The sequence below is a fragment of the Catenulispora pinistramenti genome, assembly GCF_018274385.1.
Taxonomy (GTDB): domain Bacteria; phylum Actinomycetota; class Actinomycetes; order Streptomycetales; family Catenulisporaceae; genus Catenulispora; species Catenulispora pinistramenti.
In genome coordinates, this window is record NZ_JAAFYZ010000004.1 from 103,598 (window position 1) to 124,731 (window position 21,134).

The window sequence follows — 21,134 nt, forward strand, 5'->3', positions numbered from 1 at the left end:
ACCGAGTCGGCCGGGCCACCACTGCCAAGCACGTCAAGGACCGGTGATTGCTCTGTTGGGGTGATTCTTCCGTGGGTCTGCCGCAGCGGTGGCCGCCGAACTGTGCTATAGTGATCTTGTTGCAGTAGTGGTACCCATGAACTTAGTGTGCGCCTGATGCTTTGCGGCTCAGGCGCCTTTTGTTTTCCGGAACTCTCCGGGTGGGGACATTTCCGCGGCAGGGGACTCCGCGCGGTGTGGGGACCCTTCGAACCCCACACAAAGAAGGAAAAGTCATGGCTACAGGCACCGTCAAGTGGTTCAACGCGGAAAAGGGCTTCGGGTTCATCGAGCAGGACGGCGGCGGCGCCGACGTGTTCGCTCACTTCTCGAACATCGCTGCCGACGGCTACCGCGAGCTCCAGGAGGGCCAGCGCGTGAGCTTCGACGTCACGCAGGGCCAGAAGGGCCCGCAGGCCGAGAACATCGTTCCGGCTTAATCGCGAGCCAGGGCATCCGCCTTACCGGATGACTCTTGAGTGCGGCCCGGTACCTGCTTCAGGTGCCGGGCCGCACTTCGTGGTGTCAAAGTGTCCGCGGTGTCAAAGTGCCGGACAAGCTTTCCGGCCAGCCGGAGCGGACCCGGCCAGGCGCAGCGCGCAGCGGAACCGGCGCGCTGCCGCGTCGGCGGCTGGTGCCGCCTTGACCACCGGTGCCGCCTTGACGGCCGGTGCCGCTTCGACTTAGCGGCGCGGCCTCACCTCTTGCCGGTGCGGCTTCACCTGGCCGTGCGGAGCTTGGTGAGTGCCTCGGCGAGGATGGCGTCGGCATCGGCGTCGCTGCGCCGGTCGCGGACATAGGCCAGGTGGGATTTGAACGGGCCCGCCTGCACCAGGGCCGGGGGGTTGTCGGGGTCCAGGCCGGCCGGACGGTCACAGTCGTGACAGTCCCACGTGGTGGGAATCTCCGCTGACGCGGCGAAGATCGGGCTCGTCGAATGGCCGATCGCGCACCAGAAGGTGACCGCGACCCGCGTTACCAATTGCCCTCGTTCGTTCTCGCCGCTGGGTCCTGCCCCGATTCTGCTCCCACGTATTCCGCTGCGCGCCATGCTATGGAGCCTCCTTAGCCGCGGTCGGCACTGAGCTCAGCTGAGCGAACCGTCCCGCTGTGACGAACAGTACGCCCCTGGGGCGGCGCGAGCGGGAAAGCAAGACGATCGCTGACCGGCGGATCCTGTGTCAGGGGCGCGGTCCGGGCCGCCGTTCGCCGTGGATTCGGGGTCGAGCGCGGCCGCTGGCGGCTGGTCGACGGCTGGTCTACGGCTGGTCGACGGCGTCAGTGCGCTGACCGGCTCAGACGGATCCCTGCTGGCCGGCCCCGGTGTCGATGAGGATCTGCTGCGCGTCCGCGACGTTGTCCTGCCGGACGGCCTGCGCTATGGCTGCCTTCGCCGCCTCCGCGTCCGCGTCCGGCGGTATCACCAGCAGCGAGAAGAGATCGTGTTCGCTCCGGGTGACCAAGATGGTGTCGTCGCCGACCGGGTAGGAGTCGATGCGCACCACCTGGCCGTCCACGACCAAGCGGGTCGGCAGACCGTCCCAGGCCGTCGCGTCGAGCCCGACCCGGGTGATCGGGCCGATGTGCCGGGCCAAGGCGCTGATCAGGCCTGGGAGCTCGGAATGGATACGCCGGGAGCGGGGCCACCAGGCCCCGTCCAGGACACCGCCCTCGCGAGGCCCGATCGTCTCCAGGCGCAGGATCGCGGTCCCCGGCGCCACGGCCGTGTGCACCGCCGTGGGCAACTCGCCCCCGGCCTCGGCGCGAGGCGGCGGGTCGGGGGTGTCGCGTCTTGGGGAGTTCGCCATGACAGATCGCCTGTTCCCTCTCTCGGCATCCACTCTACGTCGCGGGCAGGCTTCCAGCAGGGTGCGACCACCGCGATCAGACGACCGGGACCGGCGGAGCCGCGAGCAGCGCACGGTCCCCGTCGATGCCGTGGTCCAGCGCGGCCTCCACGTCCTCGTGCGGGGTTCCCAGGCGCGGCGTGCTGACCTTGTCGAGACGGTGGTAGTGCTGCTCGCTGAGGTCGAGGTGCAGAGAGCTCAGGTACTCCGCCAGCTGTGTCAGGGTGCGGGGGCCGGCGATCGGGACCAGTGCTGTTTGTGCCAGGGCGGCGCGGCGGCGTAGCCAGGCCAGGGCGACCTGCGGCGCGCTGGTGCCGAGCTCGTCGGCGATCGCCAGGACGGTGTCGAGGACCGCGGTGCGCTGTGCGCTGCCTTCGATCGCGTTGCCTTCGATCGGGCTGCCTTCGATCACGTCGCCGCGCGCGCTGAGCCGGCCCTGTCCGCCCTGCCGGTACTTGCCGGTCAGCAGCCCTCCGGCCAGCGGGGAGTACAGCAGCATGCCGAGGCCGTGGGCCTGCGCCATCGGCAGCAGTTCCCGTTCGGCGGAGCGCTCGGCCAGGCTGTACTCGGTCTGGATGCCGACCAGCGGGGCCAGGCCGCGCAGCTCGGCGCGGACCGTGGCGCCCGCGACGCGCCAGGCCGGGAAGTTGGACAGGCCGCCGTGCCGGATCTTGCCGGCGCGGATCAGGGTGTCGAAGCCGGACAGGATCTCCTCGAGCGGGGTCGTGCCGTCCGGGAAGTGCGGCATGTAGACGTCGACGTAGTCGGTGCCCAGGCGGCGCAGGCTGGCCTCCAGGGAGCGGACCATGACCTTGCGCCCGTTGCCGGTGCTGCCGGGCGCGGGCTGCGCCTGCCTGGTGCCGCTGTATTTGGTGATCACCACGAAGTCGTCGCGCCGGCCGCCGAGCAGCCTGCCGAGCATGGTCTCGGCCCGCCCGTCCTGGTAGATATTGGATGTGTCGAAGGTGGTGCCGCCGGCCGACACGAACGCCTCGAAGATCTGCCGCGAGCCTTCAGGCCCGGCGCCGGCCTGCTCGGTGGAGAAGTTCGCCGTCCCCAGCGCGTACTCCGAGACGCGCAGTCCCGTCAGTCGGCCGAACGTCTGGTAGCGCATGGCAGCTCCTGGATCCCGGTGGTGCGAGGTAGACTTCACGACGGTATCAAGAAAAACGAGGGGTCGCTCTTTTTATGCCGAAGGTCAGCCAAGCCCACCTGGACGCCCGCCGCCAGCAGATCATCGACGCCGCCCGGGCCCGGTTCGCCACCCACGGCTTCGCCCGCACCTCGATGGCCGACATCGTCACCGGGTCCGGCCTGTCCAACGGAGCGATCTACCGCTACTTCACCAGCAAGGAAGAGATCGTCGTCGCCGTCTGCGAACAGGCCGGCGACGGTCTGCCACAGGAGCTCACCACCGAGGCCGTCAACGGCTTCCTGGAACACATCCGCACCCTGGCGCGGGATGCGGACCACGCCCGCCTGGTGGCCCAGATCTATGCCGAAGCCGCCGTCTCGCCGCCGCTGGCAGCGCTGGTGCGCGACCAGCTCGCGGCGCTGCGGGCGGCGGTCGCCGAGTTGGTGCTCGCCCGCCGAGGCCTGGACCGAGGCCGGGATCGGGACCGGGACCGGGACGCCGAACGGGTCGCCGAGGCGTTCGTGGCCCTGTGCGCCGGCTACAACCAGCAGTTGGCGATCCGGGGCGATGTGGATCCGGCGCCGTATACCGCCGCGCTGATGGCGATCGTCGAAGAGTGATGGTCCGCTATCTCATCGTCTTCCCCAGCCCTACTGGTGCCCGAGGATCCGATGCGGTCGGTAGAGCCTCTCCAAGCTCGCGACCTCCTCACCGTCCAGCTCGACATCAACAGCCGCAATAGCGTCGTCCACATGCTTCGCCTTGGTCGCGCCCACGATGGGTGCGGTGACCCCCGGCCTGCCGAGCAGCCAGGCCAGGGCGACCTGCGCGGGCGGCAAGCCGCGGTCGGCGGCCAGTGCCCGTACCGCGTCGACCACGTCGAAGTCGGCGTCGCCGTACATGTCGTCGGCGAGCGGGTCGGCGCCGGATCGGAGTGTGTGCCGCCGGCCGTCGCGCTCGCGGGTGCCGGCGAGGAGTCCGCGGGCGAGCGGGCTCCACGGGACGATGCCCACTCCCTGGTCGAGGCAGAGGGGGATCATCTCTCGTTCCTCTTCGCGGTACAGGAGGTTGTAGTGGTTCTGCATCGACAGGAACGGGGTCCAGCCGTTGGCCCGGGCGGTGTGCTGCGCCTTGGCGAACTGCCAGGCGTACATGCTGGAGGCGCCGATGTAGCGTGCCTTCCCGGTCCGGACCACGTCGTGCAGCGCCTCCATCGTCTCCTCGACGGGGGTCTCGTAGTCCCAGCGGTGGATCTGGTACACGTCGACGTAGTCGCAATCCAGGCGGCTCAGTGAGGCGTCGATGCCGGCCAGGATGTGCTTGCGGGACAGACCTCGATCGTTCGGGCCGGGGCCCATCGGGAAGTACACCTTGGTGGCGAGCACGTAGTCTTCGCGATGGGGGAAGAACTTGCCGAGCAGCCGTCCGGTCACCTGCTCGCTCGCGCCGTTCGAGTACATGTCGGCGGTGTCGAAGTACGTCACGCCGGCCTCGACCGCGCGCCGCACGAGCGGTTCCGCGGCCTCCTGGCTGAGGATCCAGTCCCGCCCGGACTGGTCTCCGTAGCTCATCATGCCCAGGCAGATGCGTGAGACCTTGAGGCCGGAGCGGCCTATCGTCGTGTACTGCATCCCGGTTTCCTCTCTTGCGGCGAGTCTTGTGACGAGCTGAGAATCAGTTCTGCCGTCACGGTGAGATGATCGCCCATCCCGTAAGCTGGCGGAATGCCGAACCGCAGGCCCAGGCCGGAGCGGGCCTACGAACCCAAGGAAATCGACGGCCTGGACCGTCGCATCCTGGCCGAGCTCCAGGTTGACGCCCGCCTCAGCCTGGCTGAGCTGGGCCGCAGGGTGAATCTGTCGGCTCCGGCCGTGGCCGACCGGATCCAGCGGCTCGAAGAGACCGGCGTCATCACGGGCTACCACGCGGCGGTGGACCCGAGCACTGTCGGGTTCCCGGTCACGGTGCTGGTGCGGATCAATCCGGCGGTTCGCGAGCTGCCGCGCATCGCGAAGCTCGCCGAGGAGACTCCGGAGATCGTGGAGTGCTACCGGATCACCGGCGACGATTGCCTTTACTTCATCGCGCACCTGCGCGCCGTCGAGCACCTTGAGCCCATCCTCGATCGCTTCGCCCCGTACGGCCGCACCACCACCTCGCTCGTCCACGCGGCCACGGTGCCGCGTCGGCCGCTGCCGCTCGGTGCGCCCGATCGGCCCGATCGGCCCGATCGGCCCGAGGCCGAGTGACGCCTGATCACGCCCTGGCCGTGCCCTGATCGTGCCCTGATCAGGTCCGGACTAGGTCCGGATCAGGCCCGCTGGTCGCGATACCGCCGCATCACCACCGACCCGATCAGCGCCGTCCCCGGACCCTCCTGGCCGCCCGGGCCGGGTTCCGGATCCACACTGTCGGCGGCCAGCGGCTCGCCGCACCGGTCGCAGGCCACTGTCGGCGTCATCGCCTGACCGCACGCCTGGTGGCGAAGCGCCATCGGCGCGCCGTCGCCGCCGTCCAGCCAGCGGTCGCCCCAGGCCATCAGCGCCATCAGCACCGGGATCAGGTCCAGGCCCATCGGGGTGAGCCGGTACTCGTGCCGCAGGGGAGACTCCTGATACGCCACCTGTTCCAGGAGCCCGTCGCCGACCAGCTGCGTGAGCCGCGCGGACAGCACGGCGCGCGCCACCCCCAAGTCGGCGCGCAGGTCCTCGAACCGGGTGATCCCGCAGTACACGTCGCGCAGGATCAGCGGTACCCAGGACGGGCCGACGACGTCCGCCGCGCGGGCGATCGAGCAGACGATCGCGGAGAAGTCGGTGGTGCGCGGCACGGCTCAGCCCACGATCGGCGCGGCCGCGGCCTCGGCGACGCCTGTGTCGGCCAGTCGGCGCAGGGCGCCGGCCAGCAGCTGGGTGTCCTCCAGGGAGTAGATCGCGACGATGCGTCCCCATCGGATATCCAGGACCTGGAGCATCCGGTTGCGGTACGGCTCCCCGGCCACCTCGGCGGCGATGTCGACCACGCTGATCACCCGGGTCCGCCACGGCCAGCCCTTGACCAGCACGTCGCGCACCTCGAAACGCCCGCGGCCCATCAGGCGGTCCACCCGGGCGAACCACGTCTCGATCAGCGCGCGGCCGTGCCGGCGCCCGCCGAGCGCGTGGTCGCCGACGAACTCGTACACCGCCTCCTCGGCGAGGCCTTTGGTGACGGCGGCGGTGTCCCCCGCACTGAGCGCTGCGAACGCCTTGCGGACCTGGTGGGCGACGATGGCCTTGTACATGAGCCCCTCCTGGACTGCCTCAGTCTGTTTAGCAGACTGTCGAATCTATCGTGCCGCCCGCTTCCTCGCATGTCCGGGTACTGCTTTCACGGCCGCCGCTTTCGGAACCGCCGCGTCCAAAGCCGCCGACACGCCGCGCGTTTTCGTCGTCTTCATCACCTGCGACATGATTTGAAGAATTTTTGGCAAACCCTTGGGTAGCCCTCTGATCCATTTCTTGCCAATGTCCATATCCGGTACCAATTCCGCCACCTCCCTCGCCACCTCCAGGAGGAAACATGCATCGGGCATCATCAGGACTCGGCGACCGCCGGGCCTTGCGCACCGGCGCCAGGTTGGCCGCCGTCGGGACCGCGGTCGCGCTGTCCCTCGCGGTCGCCGTCGGCGCCCAGGCCGCGCCGGGCAGTGTCCCGCACCAGGTCCCCAGCCCCAAGCACCACCACTTCAGCGCCGAGGTGAACCGCATCGGCGCGGCCGCGACGATCCCGGACCGGGTGGCGCGCGTCGAGCAGGCGCTCCAGTCGTCCGGGCCCGGCCTGCAGCAGGCCTATGACGTCGCGCCGCTCTACGCGAACCACATCGACGGCACGGGCCTGACGATCGCCACGCTGGTGGCGTTCGGCGACAAGAGCGCCCAGAGCTATCTCGACCAGTACGACTCGGACAACGGCCTGCCGGCGACGACCGTGCAGACCATCGCGCCGTCCGGCACGGTGCCGGCCTGCACCGATCCGGGCGTGAACACCAGCGACTGCCAGAGCTGGGGCGGCGAGACGGACCTGGACATCTCGATGATCCACACCCTCGCGCCCGGGGCGAAGATCCTGATCATCGCGACCCCGGTCAGCGAGACCGAGGGCGTCACCGGCTTCCCGGAGCTGCTGTCCGCGATGGACTACACGGTCTCCAACCACCTCGCCGACGTCATCTCGATGAGCATGGGCACCCCCGAGGACGACTTCGCCAGCTCCGCCCAGCTGCACGACCTGGACAGCCACTTCAAGAACGCGACCGACAACGGCGTGACGGTCCTGGCCTCCACCGGCGACGACGGCGCCGACGGCATGCAGGTGGACGGCACCACCCCGTGGGGCAAGCGCGTCGTCTCCTTCCCGGCCGACGAGTCCTACGTGACCGCGGTCGGCGGCACCGATCTCTACCTCGACGACAACGGCAACCGCACCCAGCCCGACGACCTGTGGCCCGAATCCGGCGGCGGGGTCTCCCACGAGTTCGGCATCCCGGCCTGGCAGCAGAGCACCGCCACCGCCACCGGCGCCGCCGGCCGGTCTCTGCCGGACATCACGATGGAGGGCACCTCCGGCACCTCGGAGTCCTCCCCGCTGATGGCCGCCATCGTCGGCCTGGCCGACCAGTCCGCCGGCCACGACCTGGGCCTGATCAACCCCGCGCTGTACGCCATCGGCCCCAACGGCACCGGCTCCGGCGTCGTGGACGTGACCAGCGGCTGCAACTCCACGGACACCGTGACCGGCTACTGCGCCGGCACCGGCTTCGACATCGCCTCCGGCTGGGGCACGATCGACGCGGCCGCCTTCGTGCCGGCGCTGGTCGCCGCCTCGACGCCGAGCAGCAGCCTGCGCGTGGACGCCGGCGCGAAGGGCCCCGGACACATCCGGCTGCTGGAGAAGCAGTGAACTGATGAAGTGACCGCTGAAGCGGCTGATCCGCTGGAGCCGCTGATCCGTTGATCCGCTGAAGCGGCGGATCGCGCGACGGGTGCCCCGGAGGCTGCGGCTCCGGGGCACTTTCGCGTCGGCGACGGCCGGTAGGGTCGGCCGCCATGAGCGGCATCGAGTCGCCGCGGGACTCCCGGACGTTCCTTCTGGAAGTCGGCGCCGGCGGCGAAGTGGCCGATGCCGCATTGCTGGCCGAACCGTTCCCCGGACCCGTCGACCCGACCGAACTCGCGGCGGCCGTCGCCGACCAGCCCGACGACCCCCGAGTCCACGTGTGGCACGGCGATCACCCCGGAGGTGCGGCGGGCAGGTATTTGTCCAGGCTGACGCCGTTGTTCCAGTGGCTGAGCAGGTCGCGGTCGATGAGGACGACGTGCTGGCCGGCCGCGAGCTCGCGGCTCTGCTTGGTGAAGCGCCAGGCGGTGGTGACGAACACCGGGACGTCCGCGTTGTGGATGGGGCGCGCGGTGCCCAGGAAGCGTTGCAGATCCGGGCCGGGGACAGCGTTTCCCGGCTTGTAGCGCTTGCATTGGATGACGACTCGGCGGCCGTCGGGAGAATCCGTTATCACGTCGGCGCCGAGATCGCCGGCCCCACCGCGGGATTGGTGCACCGTGAAGCCGTCCCGATGGCACAGGCCGGCGATGAAGAGCTCGAACTCAGTACCCGACATCGCGTCGATGGCCGTCAGGCTTTGGTGCCGTGCCGCACGCTCCAGGTCGTCCAAGCGCTTCAGCTCGGCGTGCTGCTCGGCCCGTCCGGCGCGCAGAACCGGCCTGAGCGCGGATCCGAGAGCCGCGAGCAGCGCGCTGGCTGGAACGGCTGGCCACAGCGAGCCCAGGCTGCCGCTGGCTGTCTCCACAAGTGCCACGGCCCCGCCGACGGCAACGGCGACGACCACGTGTCTGACGGCGGCTGGCGTGGCCATGGTCTCCCCGATCCGGAAGGCGGCGTCTCACCCGACCGCCGCGACGAACTCCTCCATCGTGACCTGCCCGGCGTAGATGCCATAGAACATGCTGATCAGATCCGGGCGGCCTGCGATCGCGCGGAGCAACGGCAGCAGGGCAGCGGAGTTGCCGCCCTTCGCGAACGTGAGAGTGGTCTCGAATGCCGCGCTGCTGTCCCGCTCCCGGTCGGTGCAGTGCGCCGCTGTCGCCGCGTCCACGGCCCGTGGGCCCGCCGCGAGGGCCGCGGGCAGGCGGTCGGCCAGCGATTGTGCCTGAGCGAACGCGTCGCCGATTCCTTGTGCGGTGACCGGATCCTTCGCCGTCGCGGCGTCCCCGATGAGCGCCCAGCCCGGCCCGGACGACTCCCGGACGTAGTTGCCCAGGTCGCCGGAGCCGGCGATGGGCCCGCCGCGGGCGGCGTCGGTGAGGTGTTCGGCGACGGCCGGGGCGCTCTTGGCGACCGCGGCGAGGAAGTGCCGATCAATGTCCTGTTTCACCTCGGCGAAGCGCGCGTGCGGCCAGCCGACCAGGACCAGATGGTGTCCGTCGTGGGTGGGGTAGGCCAGAACCGCCTGGCCGCCGCCGACGAAGATCTGCGTGCCCACGTTCGGCAGGCCGTGCCAATAGCCGTAGAACTGGCAGCCGAAGATGCCGGCGTCACGGATCGGCTTCGCCCCGGCCTGACGCGCCACCGCCGAGTGCCGCCCGTCCGCGCCGATGATCAGCGCGGCCCGCTCCGTGAAGCCGCCGCGTCCGCCGAAAGCGGCGCCGACCGCTCGGCCGTCCTCCCAGATCAGCTGCTGGAACGAAGCGCCCTCCCGCAACTCGGCACCCGCCGCCACGGCCGCCTCGACCAGCAGCGCGTCGAGCACGGTCCGGCGCGGCGCCAGCGACGACGCGACCCCGTCGCAGGCATAAGGCGCCCCGCGCAGGACGAGGTCTTCGGCCGCCCGGAAGCTGATGGTGTCGATAGCCGGGCAGCCGCTGGCCAGCAACGGATCCAGCAGACCCCAATCACGCAGGCGCGCCACACCCGTGGGGTGCAGCAGGTGGGTCGAGACCGTGTCGCTGGGGAACGCGGCTCGGTCCGTGAGCAGGACTCTGACACCCTGCCGAGCCAGCAGCAGGGCCGTGGCGGCGCCGGCGCAGCGGGCGCCGACGATGATGACGTCGTGCGTGCTCAAGGTGTCAGCTTCCCGTGAATACCTCGATGGCGCCAGCGGCATCCTCCAGCGTCATGGGTTGCAGCACGGCCGCGCTCGCCTCGGCCGCGGCCGCTACGAGTCGGCGTGCGGGCCAGTCGCTGGGAACGGGACGGTGGTCGCGCGCCGAGGTCAGCACCAGCCGGGCATCGGAGCTGTCGGGGTCTGGCGACACCTCGCCTTCCAGAGCGTTGGTCTGCTCTATGGCGTTGTGGATCCAGCGCAGTGCTTGATCCCGCGCCGCCGGCTCGCTGCGTGGGTCCGCGTGGTCGAGGATCGGAAGCTGCGCCGCCATCGCGCCGGCCGCCTCCGGGGCGAGTGCCCCGAGCACGGCGATCGTGGCCAGTCGGGCGCCGCCGTCGCCGTGGCTCTCCGGGGAGAGGTCGAGGGCGGCGTGCTCGTCGGCGTGCCGGAGTAGCGCGGACGACAGCTGCGACGGTGAGGAGATGTATCCCTCCTGCCCGAGTTCCGGATTGGCGTGGGTGCCGGTGAGGGGCGCGGCGATGGTGATGAGGCGCAGGACTTCACGCAGCCGCTCGGGGGCCGGGTCGTGGTGTCCGAGTGCTGCTTCCAGGGCGCAATGCATGTCGTCGATCGCGTCGCCCTCGTAGTCCTCGTCGCGGATCGCTCGCTGCGCGGCGATGAAGTTCCGTATCGGAGTCAGCAAGACGGGTGGAAGAGCCGGATCTTCCAGTGCCGCGGCGATCACCGCGTCGCCGAGCATCACCAGCGCGGAGTGGACGACTTGGTGCAGGGTGTCGATGCTGCCGGTGAGGTCGTCCAGCAGTTCGGCGCCGACTGGGATGTCCAGTAGGTCGGGCCGGTGGATGGCGGCCCAGACCGCGGCGTGCGAGGTGGCGGCGGCCCAGACCTCGCAGGTGTCGGAGTCGATGTCCTCGTCGATACGGTCCGATTCCAGGTCGGTGATGATGGCCACGACCGGGTCGTCGGTCAGCTCGACCGCCAGCTCCCACGGGCTGCGCACGTCCTGGAGACCGGCGCACATCGTGGCCAGCGCACCGAAACCGGCGTCCAGCAACTGGCGCAGGAGTTCGTTGCGATGCGCTTCGCGACGATCGGGATTGTCATGGTCGGCCATGGCCACGGCTGCGGCCGTCCAGCCCAACTCGTGCGCCTCCACGAAGGCTTGGAGGAGGAGGTGGCCGCGCATCTGGTCGTCGGCGAAGCCGTCGGTCGCGTCGTCGTCCGCGGTCAGACGCGCCCGCCGCACGAGGTCGTCGGCGAACTCGCGGCTTGCGCCTTCGGCGACGATGAGCGGCGCGTAGTCGTTGTCTGAAGCCTCGCGCCGGGCCGCCTGGATCAGCATGGCGCCCAAGGCGGTCGTGATCTCCCGGTGCCAGGGAAATTCGGCGGCGCCGAGTGCGACATCGCGGGCGGTGAACGCCGGATAGTTGACCCGCTTGCCGGGCTCCCAGACCGAGCGCACGGCGCCGGCCACGAGGTACTGGGCCGCCAGTTCCTGAAGCGGGTCGCCCATCAGGACCGGCAACGGCCAGGCCGGCCGGTCCTCAGCCCGGTCGTGATCGAGCGGAGGGAGCCAGTGCTCCTCGTCCCAGCGCCGGTCAAGTCTGGCGACCTCGACTTGTTGCAGGGTGTATTCCAGCAGTTCCGGGCTCCACGTCGTCAGGTGTCGTCCCAATGACGCCAGTGCGGCCGCCGCCTCTTCGAAATCCAGGCCGTCGCCGTCCAGGACCACCGTGATGACAGCGCCGCCGGGGTAGCCGATGATGCGGTGGTCGAGCACCTTGCGCAGCGATCTCCAGCCCTCGGTCATCGCGGCGGCCAACGCGTCAACGAAATGCTGCCGCCGCCCCAACTCCGGTTCCGGTCCGGTGATGGTGATCTGACCCAGGTATGGCACGTCGTTCCCCTTATCGCTCACGCCGTAGGCGTATGACTACAGATCGTATCGATGTCGGGGTCACACCAGTAGACGGTCCGGGGGAAATGGGACGATTGTCTTGAGGTAGCGCGACTGCGCGGCCCGCGGTCTTGATCCAGAGCGGCCGTTGTCCTTGTCCGCCGACAGAGCCGGATCAGTAGTCTGTCCGTTGGCCGGAGCGTCTGGTGGCAGGGGGTGGGGGACGATGTCGAACCGGTTGGTCGGCGGCCGGTTCCGGCTGACCTCGGTGATCGGGTCCGGTGGGTTCGGGCGGGTGTGGGCCGCGTTCGACGAGCGGCTGGGTGTCGAGGTCGCGTTGAAGGAGGTCCGGCTCGGCTCGTCGGTGGACCGGGCCGAACGGGTGCACATCGTCGCGCTGGCCGAGCACGAGGCGCGCAGCGCGGCCAGGCTGCGCGATCATCCGAACATCGTGACCGTCTACGACGTCGTCACCGACGACGAGGCGCCATGGCTGGTGATGCGGCTCGTCCGGGGGCACACCCTGGCCGAGGAGATCAGGGTTCGAGGACGGCTGCGGCCGGAGGCGGCGGCCCGGGTCGCGGCCGGGGTGCTCGGCGCGCTGGGGGCCGCGCACACCGCCGGGATCGTGCACCGCGACGTCAAGCCGGCCAACGTCATGCTCGCCGACGACGGCACGGTGCTGCTGACCGACTTCGGCATCGCCAAGCAGCACACGCAGAGCACCCAGGCCGTGCTTATGGGGACGCTGCACTACATGTCCCCGGAACGCCTCAACGGCAAGGACTTCCCGGCCGGTGACTTGTTCGCGCTCGGCGCGACCCTGTACGAGATGACCGAGGGCGTCTCGCCGTTCGAGCGGGCGACGGCCACCGCGACCGTGTCGGCGGTGGCGATGGAGGAACCGGATCCGCCGCGGCACGCCGGGGCGCTGGCGCCGCTGGTCATCGCACTCCTGCAGAAGGACCCCACTCGGCGTCCGGATGCGGTGGCGGCGCAAGCGATGCTGGCAGCCACCGGTACGCGGTTCACCGCCGCCTCGACGGTGTTCTCCGCACCGCCGGCCGACTCGTCGTTCATCGCCGCGCCTTCTATCGCTCCCGCTCCTACTGCCATGCCGACTTCGGCCTACGAAGCGACCTACGAGCCCGGCCGCGGGACCGTCCAGCCTGTCCAGCCCGTCCGTGAGACGGCCTACGGGACCGGCTTCGAGACCGGCTACGGGACCGGCTACGACACCGGCAAGCCTTCGTCCCAGCGGAGAATCGGCCGACGGGGCATCATCGTGGCCGGCCTCGGGGTACTCGGCGCCGCCGCCGCGGTTCCCGTGGTTCTCACCCTTAGCTCCTCGGGTTCCTCATCCTCATCCTCATCCTCGCCTTCGGGCGGGCGGTGGAGCGGCGCACAAGCCCTGCCGGGCAGCGCCGGCACCGGACCGATGGCGGTCGCCTTCAACCAGTCCGGGACGCAGGTGGCCGGCTGCGGGAAGGACGGCGTGGTCCGGCTTTGGGACAGTGCGGCCTGGGGCATCGCGAAGACCCTCGCCCACCGGATCGTCAATCCCTGGTCGATGCCCCTCGCCCAGGCCACCGCCTTCAACCCGGACTTCGCCAGCGCGCTGGCCGTGACGTTCCACCCGGACGGGGCGACCCTGGCCGTCACCAACGGCGACGGGACCGTGAGCCTGTGGACGATCGCCGACGGCACCGAGACCACGCTGCCGTATATCAACCCCATGCAGTGGAACGGCGCTCTCGGCTCAGTGTCCTTCGACCCCGGCGGCCGGATCCTCGCCACGACCTACGACACCCCGGCCGTCCGGCTCTGGGACCTGTCGACCCGCACCAGCCTGGCCACGATGGCCACCGGCGACACGAGTTGGGTCCAGCAGATCGTGTTCAGCCCGGCCGGCGGCATCGTGGCCACCGCCTCCGGCAACGGCAATCCGAACAACACCCCCGCCGACGGACGCCTCCAGCTGTGGGACCCGTCATCGCGCACGATGATCGCCACCTTGGCGGACACGAACTCGCCCCGCTCCCAGCCGCTGGCGTTCAGCCCGGACGGCAAGACCCTGGCGAACCTGCGCAGCGACGGCCGGATCACGCTCTGGGACATCGGGACGCGCGCCGTCGCCGCGACCCTCGCCAACGCCGGTTCCGGCGTGACATGCATCGCCTTCGGTCCCGGCGGCGTCCTGGCCGGCGGGCACGACGACGGCACCGTCACCCTGTGGGACACCAAGACGAAGGCCGTCACCGACGTGCTCGCGACCGGGGGCAACGACGCGGTCAACGGCGTCGCCGTCGCGCCCGACGGTACGGCCGTCGTGGCCGCCACCAAGACGATCACCGGTTGGCGACACCTGCGGTAGTGGCTAAGAGCGACCGAGGATTGGTGGCCGGGCGGAAAATCGGCGGAGCTCCGAGCCTGGCCGCACCGGTGCCTCGCGGCGCTGCGCTTGCAAGACGCATGCCCACGACCAACACCGGGTCGAGGGCATGCGTCCGGCACGCCCAGGCTCGTTCCCGCCGAGTTTTCCGTGCGCTGCGGCGGCTGCGCCGCCTCGCCAGACCGGCCACCAACCCTCGGTCGCTCTTACCTCATGAGTTGCTCAGCGACCCCCTCGCCGTCGCCGACAACCTGGAAGCATCGCATCGGAAGCAGAGCCTGGTGTACAGCTATATAAGGATACTGTGAATATGCTGATGCAGGACAAGGTCGTGATGGTCGCCGGAGTCGGATCCGGCATGGGTCGCCACATCGCGCTGGCCGCCGCGCGGGAGGGGGCCGACGTGGTGCTCGCCGCGCGTACCGCCGCGCAGCTGGACGAGGTGGCCAAGGAGGTCGGCGCGCTCGGGCGGCGGGCCCTGACCGTGCCGTGCGACCTGACCGACCCGGCGACTGCGGAGCGGTTGGCGACGGCCGCTCTGGAGGAGTTCGGCCGTGTCGACGCGATGGTCTACAACGCCCTGGCGATGCCGCCGATCGAGGGCTTCGGCACGGTCCCGCTCGAAGCGCTGTCCACCGCCTTCGACGCCAACGTGCTCGCCGCGCTGCGGCTGACCCGGCAGCTGATCCCGGCCCTGGCCGAGAACAAGGGCTCGGTCGTGATGGTCGGCTCCATGGTCCAGCGCTTCTCCGAAGTGTCGATGGGGCCGTACAAGCTCATCAAGACGGCCCTGCACGTGACGGCGCAGAACCTCGCCGCCGAATACGGCCCGCTCGGCGTCCGGTTCAACACCGTGGTCCCGGGCCAGATCTGGGGCGACACGCTGCGCGGGTACTTCGGCTACCTCGCCCAGCAACGCGGCGACGTGACCGTCGAGGACATCTATAACGAGGTCGCCGCCAAGATCAACCTGCGCCGCCTGCCCGAGGAGGACGAAGTCGCCGACGCGGTGCTGTTCCTGATCTCCGATCTGGCGCGCGCCGTCACCGGTCAGGCTTTGGACGTCAACGGCGGCGAATACCACCACTGACCGGCCGGTGCCTGGCCGCCCCGGCCGACCACCCGCAGCCAACCAGGCTGAGGGTGGTCGGCCGGGTCGCCCATGCTTGCCGCTGAGCCGTTTCGCAAGATTGCTTGTCAGGTGCGGTCCTGCTACCGACCACCCCTTGGAGTCAGCCGTCTAGAGCCACCCGCGCCGCGCGGCCTGCAACCCCGCCTGAAACCGGGTCTGCGCCCCGAGTTCGGTTATCAGGCCCCTCACATGCCGCTGCGCGGTGCGCGGGTGCCAGCCCATGTGGCGGCCGATGGCGGCGTCGGTCAGACCCGCGGCGAGCAGGCCCAGCAGGACGCGGGACTGCTCTGGCAGTTCCGCGTCCGGTGCCCCCGAGGCGTCGAAGCGCAGCGGCACGGCGCTCGCCCAGACCGACTCGAACAGCGCGATCAGCGTGTCCAGCAGCGAGGACTGGTGGATGACCAGTGCGTTGTCGCTGGAGACCGGGCGGTCCAGGGAGATCAGGCCCACCGTGTCGTCGGCGAGGAACATCTTCACCGGCACGCCGGTCGCGACCCGTGCCTGCTCGCCGGCGCTGACCAGGCCGCGGATCGCGCCGAGGCGGCCCGGCAGTTCCAGGCCGGTCCGGTCGTAGACGCAGCGATAGTGGACGCCGACCGCCAGCAGTTCGGATTCGATCGCGTTGGTCCCCAGGCCTCCGACGTATGGCGGTCGGTCGAATGCCCGGACCTCGTTGCGGGCGCTGCGTTGCAGCTGGGCCATGCGCTGCATGGTCGCCTCGCGGGTGGTGACCACCTCGACGATCTCGGCGGGGTCCACCGTGCCCTGTCCGAGTCGGAAGCGCTCCATCAGGTCGGCGGCCAGGGCGCGGACCCGTTGTAGCTCCTGCTCCTGGGAGCGGACCAGCACCTCCACCGCGGTGTCCGGGCGGGCGGGCCGGTATCGGACCGGGTGGCCGGGCAGGCGTGAAATCAGGCCCTTGGCTTCCAGCGCGGCCAGGGCCGAGGCCACCGGCGCGCCGGCCACCCGGGCGCGGAGCTCCGCGGTGGTCGCCGGGCCGCCGTCCAGTAGCGCCAGGTACACGTCCTGTTGCCCGCTGGTCAGACCCACTGCTTCAAGCATGGAGATCACCGCCGTATTTACGACAACACCGTGTTTCAGGCTCCCGCCATCCCTTCCACGCGCACAACCCGCCATGACACCGTGATCTCGAAAATCGAGGGCCCGCAAGGGATCCTGAACAGCCAGGAGTAGGCCTGATGCGATCTGCACGGATACGACATCTGTTGAGCGTCGGTGCGGTTCTCGCACTGACCGCGGCCTTGGCCCCGGGCGGGTTGGCCGCGCCGGGACCGGCCCGGGCCGCGGTCGGCCCGACGACGAACACAGCCACGGCAACCGCCGCAGCCGCAGCCGCCGGATCGTCGGCGGCCCGCCAGGCGGCTGCGAACGGTGACAGCTTCAACCCCGCCAACGCCTACGTCCCCGGCTCGTCCGCCATCGCGCAGCCGTCCCAGTCCTCGCCGACCTCCCCGACCGACCTCACCCCGCCGGGCACCGCGAACGCCGCGGCCGCGGGCGCGTCGAGCACCGCGAACGCCGCCGGCGGCAGCCTCGGCCTCAACCTCTCCGGCAGCGTGGAGTCCGCTCAAGGTGCCGCGATGAGCGACCCGCTCCCCGGTGGCGACTCGCTCGAGTTCTTCAGCCAGGGGGTCGTCAGCCGGGTCCGGTCGGACGGCAGCGCGGTCTGGCAGCGCGGCAGCAACTCGCTCTACCGCGACTGGCACGTCGACTTCGGCAACGCCACTTTCACCGTGACGCCGCAGCTGGCGATCGGCACCGACCCGGCCAATCCGTTCCAGGTGACCACTGCGGAGCCGTTCGCCATGACCAACACCCACCCGTATGCGGTCGGGGACCTCACCGGTGACGGCAGCACCGACATCGCCGTCGCCGAGGCCGTCGGGATCAACCTCGGCGCGTCCACCTGCGGCTGCGGCGGCCGGTTCACCGTGCCCGGATCCGATCTGCACGTCGGCACGTTCGTCACCGTCCTGGACGCCCGGTCCGGCAAGACCCTCTACAGCGAGCTCGACCCGGGCCTCGTCCCGCAGCTCGCGATCGCCGGCCGGAAGCTGCTCATCGGCGACGAGACCGGACCGCCGAGCAACCCCAACGCTCCCGGTGCCTGGGGATCGGTCAGCAGCGTGCGGGCCCTGACCCTGCACGGCGACCGCGGCGACCACGGCGCGCTGCACGCGACCCAGGCGTGGCAGTACTCGACTAAGGCACAGTGGGGCATGCTGCTCGGGCTGCAGACCGTCGGCGGCGACACCGTCGTCAGCTGGTCCGACACCCCGCTCGGCCTCGGCCAGCCCGGCCCGCCGGACGGTCACGTGGTGCGCGTCGACTCCCGTGGCCGGGTGGTCTGGGATCAGCGCACGGCTGGATACCCGGTGCTGTCGGCCTATGATCAGGACCGCGGGGAACTCGCCGTCGTCGACGAGACCGACCCGACCCAGGGCCTTTCGTACACCCTGACGGGGCTTCGGGTCTCGGACGGCCGTGCGGTGAGTAAGGTGACCACCACCGGTGAGCTGCCCACCGCGCTCAACATCAGTGCACTGACGCCCTGGTCCCGGCCGTCGTGGCTGGTCGCCGGGGTGGTGACGACGGCGAACGACGTGCGTCCGCCGTACTACAGCTTCAGCGCGGGCACGATCTCCGCGGTCGATCCCGACGCCCAACGGACCCTGTGGTCGCGCACTCTCACCGCCGCCGGCCCGAACCCGCCGCAGCCCGGCGCGATCGAAGTCGCGACCGACTGGTGGGGCCGCACCTCGGTCGTCGTCGGATCGTGGGCGGGGGCGCCGATGCCGAGCCCGTCCTCGCCGCTGACCGCGGGCGACGACCTCCAGGCCTTTTCCGGCGCCACCGGGGCACCGCTCTGGGACCACTCCGGGGACGTCCCCGACCCGCTGACCCTCGCCACGGTCGATGACACCGTGCGTGGCATCACCCCGGAGCAGGACGTGCTGAGCTACCGGGGCGCCGATGGCGAGCAGGTCGGCCGCGCTCCGCTGGCGGGCCTGATCGACACCGCCGCAGCGGGATCCGTCAACGGCAGGAGCGCCTACTTCACCGGCGATGAGAGCGGCGCGGTGTTCGCCCTCGACGCCGCCTCACTGACCGCCGGCGACGACGTGCCGCGCGCGCTGTGGCGGGCGGACGTCGGCGGACCGGTGAACCAGATCGTGCCTACCGAGGTCGATGGCCGCGGCGTGCTCGCGGTCGCGGCGACCAGCGGCCTGGCTCTGGTCGACGAGCGCACCGGCCGGGTGCTGGACCGGATGGCGCTGCCCGGGCAGTACGCCTGGAACGTGGCGGTCGGCTCCGTGGGCGGGCGCACCGTCGTGGTCAGCGCCACCGACCGGCTCTCCGCCTTCGACGCCGTCACCGGCAAGGCACTGTGGACGTATCAGCCTCCTGCCGCGTCCTACTTCTCCGACGCGTCCGTCGTGGACGGCATGGTCGTGAGCGAGTACCAGAGCCAGGTGCAGCCGGGCCGGGCGCCGACGGCGATGGCGGCGGTCGGTGTCGACGCGGGCACCGGGCACGTGGCGTGGACCGCGGCTAGCGACCCGACGACAACTTCCTCGGCGCAATTGCGCAACGGCGTCGTGGCCGGGCCGGGCATCGCCGGCGCGGGTGCCGACGGCGCCGCCTTCACCTGGACGACCAAGACCTGGCAGGGCCGGGTCGACGTGCGCGACGCGCGGACCGGGGCGCTGGACTACAGCGACACCGCCGACGAACTCGGCCAGCATGAGAACTACTCGCTCGACCCGGCCGCCGGCCTGGTGTCGATCGGCTCGCAGGGCGTGGTCTCGATCGCTCCCGGTGGCCCGATCGCAGTGGACTGGCTCGGCGGGACCGGGGTGGCCGTGGCCGAGTCCGGCGGCGCACCGGTGCTGTTGGAGGGCGAGGCGGGCGTGGCGGTCTACCCGCTCTCGGCGCTGGCCGGCGGCCCGAACCCGCTCATGCCGCTGGCGCAGAACCGGCTGTTCCTCGGCGCCCAACTGTCCGTCGCCGCCGGCAGCACGGTGCTCGCGACGCCGATCAATTGGTTCGAGCACCAGATGATCAGCACGGAGAGCGGACAGTTCGGCCCGCCGTACTCCATCGGGCAGCAGAAGGGACTCGCCGTCTTCAGCCTGACCGGCACTCCGGCTGCGAACGCCGTCCGACAGCCGGCGGCCAACCGGCCGCTGGCCCCGTCCCGGCCGACCTCGCTCTCGCTGTCCGACGACGCCGCCGGCGCCGCCCGGATCGGTGTCGCGCAGCCGGCGGCACAGGTCGAGGTGCACGGCTACAGCGCGACCGGCGCGCCGCGGCTGACCGCGTCCACACCGACCGGATACGACCCCGCGACCATCCGCGCGTACCTGGGCCTGCACGGCACGGGCGCGGGCCAGACGGTGGCCGTGGTCGACGCGCCCGGCAACCCGAACATCGTCAGCGACGTCGACAAGTTCAGCGCCCAGTTCGGGCTGCCGCAGACCTGCACCGCCACCGTGACGGCGAACTGCTTCACCTTCACCGTGGCCGACGACGGCGGGCCGAGCACTCAGACCCCTGACCCGGACTGGGGGCTGGAGACCAGCATGGACGTCGAGTGGATCCACGCGGTCGCGCCGCAGGCCTCGGTGGTGTTGGAGCAGGCGGCGACCGGCTCGTTCGCCGCGCTGTTCCACGCCGTCCAGACCGCGGCCGCGCTGCGACCGGACGCCATCAGCATGAGCTGGGGGATCGGCGGGGAGTTCGTCGACGAGACCTACTACGACCACTTCTGTCAGCTCTCTGACTCAGTGTGCGTAGTCTCCAGCGGCGACCGCGGGAACCCGGGCTCCTACCCGGCCTACAACCCGGCGGCGATCGCCATCGGCGGCACCACTGTCAAGCTGACCCCGACCGGCGGAATCACAAGCGAGACGGCCTGGTCGGGCAGCGGCGGCGGGCAGAGCTACGTGGAACCCACCCCCGCATATCAGCAGTCTGTCGTCACCGGCGGCCGCGGCACCCCCGACGTGAGCTACGACGCGGACCCCTCAACCGGCGTGGCGGTCTACGACAGCTACGCCTACCTAGGCCAATCGGGCTGGTTCCAGGTCGGCGGCACCAGCCTCGGCGCCCCCTCCTGGGCGGCGATCATCACCTCAGCCGACCAACTCCGCACCGCCGCCGGCATGCCGAGACTGACCTCGACCGACGGCGCGGCCCAGCGGGCGGTCTACGGCTCGGCGGCGCAGCTAGGCCAGATCGTCTCGGGGAGCAACGGGTTCTGCCCGAAGCTCTGCACCGCCGGTCCCGGCTACAACTTCGTCACCGGGCTTGGGAGCCCGCGTGCTGGGTTGGACGCGGCGTTGGCTGCGGCGCCGTGAGCTGATGGCTTTTGGTCGGTGGTTGGTGGCTGACGGCTGACGGCTGACGGCTCTCGGTGGGACTCCGCCCGTGGATCGATGCGTCTTGCGTCGGTTCGCGGGCGGGTCTGTTGGGTGAGCGGCTTAGGGTGTGTCAGGGTTGGATCTTTTGGGCGCCGGGTTCGGGGGCGGAGGTTGGGGCGGAGGGTATT

General features: G+C 70.6%; 18 protein-coding genes. 7 read left to right on the forward strand and 11 right to left on the reverse strand.

The window, feature by feature from the left end; translation table 11 throughout:
* Window positions 1-275 precede the first annotated feature (275 nt).
* The gene (locus KGQ19_RS02050; protein ID WP_194894901.1) at window positions 276-479 is read left to right on the forward strand and encodes a cold-shock protein; all 204 of its coding nucleotides are present in this window, start codon (window positions 276-278) and stop codon (window positions 477-479) included.
* Window positions 480-757: 278 nt separating this feature from the next.
* On the opposite strand, the gene KGQ19_RS02055 is transcribed toward KGQ19_RS02050, so the two are convergent.
* From KGQ19_RS02055 to KGQ19_RS02065, 3 genes are all read right to left on the reverse strand, one after another.
* Entirely contained in the window at window positions 758-1,090 is a 333-nt protein-coding gene (locus tag KGQ19_RS02055) for an RNA polymerase-binding protein RbpA (RefSeq protein ID WP_194894903.1), read from the reverse strand.
* 244 nt (window positions 1,091-1,334) lie between these two features.
* Window positions 1,335-1,847: a DUF5994 family protein gene (locus KGQ19_RS02060; RefSeq protein ID WP_212007305.1), complete on the reverse strand. Its 513-nt coding sequence runs from the start codon at window positions 1,845-1,847 to the stop codon at window positions 1,335-1,337.
* 76 nt (window positions 1,848-1,923) lie between these two features.
* Complete coding sequence (locus KGQ19_RS02065; protein WP_212007306.1) at window positions 1,924-3,000, reverse strand: aldo/keto reductase; 1,077 nt, start codon at window positions 2,998-3,000, stop codon at window positions 1,924-1,926.
* A gap of 74 nt (window positions 3,001-3,074) precedes the next feature.
* Here KGQ19_RS02065 and KGQ19_RS02070 point away from each other — a divergent pair, with 74 nt between their 5' ends.
* A complete protein-coding gene (locus tag KGQ19_RS02070; protein WP_212007307.1) occupies window positions 3,075-3,641 on the forward strand; it encodes a TetR/AcrR family transcriptional regulator in 567 nt (188 codons plus the stop codon).
* A 30-nt stretch (window positions 3,642-3,671) separates the two neighbouring features.
* Here KGQ19_RS02070 and KGQ19_RS02075 read toward each other — a convergent pair whose 3' ends face one another.
* Window positions 3,672-4,652, reverse strand: a complete 981-nt coding sequence (locus KGQ19_RS02075; RefSeq protein WP_212007308.1) for an aldo/keto reductase — start codon at window positions 4,650-4,652, stop codon at window positions 3,672-3,674.
* 93 nt (window positions 4,653-4,745) lie between these two features.
* Between KGQ19_RS02075 and KGQ19_RS02080 the strand changes: the two genes are divergently transcribed.
* Window positions 4,746-5,270, forward strand: coding sequence for an Lrp/AsnC family transcriptional regulator (locus KGQ19_RS02080; RefSeq protein ID WP_212007309.1), 525 nt, complete (start codon window positions 4,746-4,748; stop codon window positions 5,268-5,270).
* A 62-nt stretch (window positions 5,271-5,332) separates the two neighbouring features.
* On the opposite strand, the gene KGQ19_RS02085 is transcribed toward KGQ19_RS02080, so the two are convergent.
* The 3 genes from KGQ19_RS02085 to KGQ19_RS02095 are packed head-to-tail and all read right to left on the reverse strand — an operon-like array spanning window position 5,333 to window position 6,556.
* Window positions 5,333-5,851 (reverse strand): winged helix-turn-helix transcriptional regulator, encoded by a 519-nt coding sequence (locus tag KGQ19_RS02085; protein ID WP_212007310.1) that lies wholly within the window; start codon window positions 5,849-5,851, stop codon window positions 5,333-5,335.
* A 3-nt stretch (window positions 5,852-5,854) separates the two neighbouring features.
* The gene (locus KGQ19_RS02090) at window positions 5,855-6,304 is read right to left on the reverse strand and encodes a nuclear transport factor 2 family protein (RefSeq protein ID WP_212007311.1); all 450 of its coding nucleotides are present in this window, start codon (window positions 6,302-6,304) and stop codon (window positions 5,855-5,857) included.
* 45 nt (window positions 6,305-6,349) lie between these two features.
* Entirely contained in the window at window positions 6,350-6,556 is a 207-nt protein-coding gene (locus tag KGQ19_RS02095) for a hypothetical protein (RefSeq protein WP_212007312.1), read from the reverse strand.
* A 26-nt stretch (window positions 6,557-6,582) separates the two neighbouring features.
* On the opposite strand from KGQ19_RS02095, the gene KGQ19_RS02100 reads away from it, so the two are divergent.
* Window positions 6,583-7,962, forward strand: coding sequence for a S53 family peptidase (locus KGQ19_RS02100; protein WP_212007313.1), 1,380 nt, complete (start codon window positions 6,583-6,585; stop codon window positions 7,960-7,962).
* Window positions 7,963-8,290: 328 nt separating this feature from the next.
* Here the strand turns inward: KGQ19_RS02100 and KGQ19_RS02105 are convergent, their stop codons facing one another.
* Genes KGQ19_RS02105 through KGQ19_RS02115 form a run of 3 tightly spaced genes read right to left on the reverse strand, consistent with a single transcriptional unit; the run spans window position 8,291 to window position 12,059 of the window.
* Complete coding sequence (locus KGQ19_RS02105; protein WP_212007314.1) at window positions 8,291-8,932, reverse strand: restriction endonuclease; 642 nt, start codon at window positions 8,930-8,932, stop codon at window positions 8,291-8,293.
* A gap of 27 nt (window positions 8,933-8,959) precedes the next feature.
* Entirely contained in the window at window positions 8,960-10,138 is a 1,179-nt protein-coding gene (locus tag KGQ19_RS02110) for an NAD(P)/FAD-dependent oxidoreductase (protein ID WP_212007315.1), read from the reverse strand.
* Between the two features lie 4 nt (window positions 10,139-10,142).
* A complete protein-coding gene (locus KGQ19_RS02115; protein WP_212007316.1) occupies window positions 10,143-12,059 on the reverse strand; it encodes a hypothetical protein in 1,917 nt (638 codons plus the stop codon).
* Between the two features lie 205 nt (window positions 12,060-12,264).
* Here KGQ19_RS02115 and KGQ19_RS02120 point away from each other — a divergent pair, with 205 nt between their 5' ends.
* Both KGQ19_RS02120 and KGQ19_RS02125 read left to right on the forward strand, forming a co-directional pair.
* Window positions 12,265-14,412 carry a WD40 repeat domain-containing serine/threonine protein kinase gene (locus KGQ19_RS02120; RefSeq protein ID WP_212007317.1) on the forward strand — a complete coding sequence of 716 codons (2,148 nt, stop codon included), beginning with the start codon at window positions 12,265-12,267 and terminating at the stop codon, window positions 14,410-14,412.
* Window positions 14,413-14,740: 328 nt separating this feature from the next.
* Window positions 14,741-15,520: an SDR family oxidoreductase gene (locus tag KGQ19_RS02125; protein WP_212007318.1), complete on the forward strand. Its 780-nt coding sequence runs from the start codon at window positions 14,741-14,743 to the stop codon at window positions 15,518-15,520.
* A gap of 150 nt (window positions 15,521-15,670) precedes the next feature.
* Here KGQ19_RS02125 and KGQ19_RS02130 read toward each other — a convergent pair whose 3' ends face one another.
* Window positions 15,671-16,624, reverse strand: coding sequence for a TrmB family transcriptional regulator (locus KGQ19_RS02130; RefSeq protein ID WP_212007319.1), 954 nt, complete (start codon window positions 16,622-16,624; stop codon window positions 15,671-15,673).
* A 137-nt stretch (window positions 16,625-16,761) separates the two neighbouring features.
* On the opposite strand from KGQ19_RS02130, the gene KGQ19_RS02135 reads away from it, so the two are divergent.
* Window positions 16,762-20,943 carry an outer membrane protein assembly factor BamB family protein gene (locus tag KGQ19_RS02135; protein ID WP_212007320.1) on the forward strand — a complete coding sequence of 1,394 codons (4,182 nt, stop codon included), beginning with the start codon at window positions 16,762-16,764 and terminating at the stop codon, window positions 20,941-20,943.
* Window positions 20,944-21,134: the final 191 nt, after the last annotated feature.

Coding starts and splice junctions, on each gene's coding strand:
- KGQ19_RS02080 (WP_212007309.1), top strand. CDS start 4,746: ATGCCGAACCGCAGGCCCAGGCCGGAGCGGGCCTACGAACCCAAGGAA.
- KGQ19_RS02090 (WP_212007311.1), bottom strand. CDS start 6,304: ATGTACAAGGCCATCGTCGCCCACCAGGTCCGCAAGGCGTTCGCAGCG.
- KGQ19_RS02135 (WP_212007320.1), top strand. CDS start 16,762: ATGCGATCTGCACGGATACGACATCTGTTGAGCGTCGGTGCGGTTCTC.
- KGQ19_RS02060 (WP_212007305.1), bottom strand. CDS start 1,847: ATGGCGAACTCCCCAAGACGCGACACCCCCGACCCGCCGCCTCGCGCC.
- KGQ19_RS02130 (WP_212007319.1), bottom strand. CDS start 16,624: ATGCTTGAAGCAGTGGGTCTGACCAGCGGGCAACAGGACGTGTACCTG.
- KGQ19_RS02070 (WP_212007307.1), top strand. CDS start 3,075: ATGCCGAAGGTCAGCCAAGCCCACCTGGACGCCCGCCGCCAGCAGATC.
- KGQ19_RS02120 (WP_212007317.1), top strand. CDS start 12,265: ATGTCGAACCGGTTGGTCGGCGGCCGGTTCCGGCTGACCTCGGTGATC.
- KGQ19_RS02075 (WP_212007308.1), bottom strand. CDS start 4,652: ATGCAGTACACGACGATAGGCCGCTCCGGCCTCAAGGTCTCACGCATC.
- KGQ19_RS02105 (WP_212007314.1), bottom strand. CDS start 8,932: ATGGCCACGCCAGCCGCCGTCAGACACGTGGTCGTCGCCGTTGCCGTC.
- KGQ19_RS02125 (WP_212007318.1), top strand. CDS start 14,741: ATGCTGATGCAGGACAAGGTCGTGATGGTCGCCGGAGTCGGATCCGGC.
- KGQ19_RS02100 (WP_212007313.1), top strand. CDS start 6,583: ATGCATCGGGCATCATCAGGACTCGGCGACCGCCGGGCCTTGCGCACC.
- KGQ19_RS02050 (WP_194894901.1), top strand. CDS start 276: ATGGCTACAGGCACCGTCAAGTGGTTCAACGCGGAAAAGGGCTTCGGG.
- KGQ19_RS02065 (WP_212007306.1), bottom strand. CDS start 3,000: ATGCGCTACCAGACGTTCGGCCGACTGACGGGACTGCGCGTCTCGGAG.
- KGQ19_RS02055 (WP_194894903.1), bottom strand. CDS start 1,090: ATGGCGCGCAGCGGAATACGTGGGAGCAGAATCGGGGCAGGACCCAGC.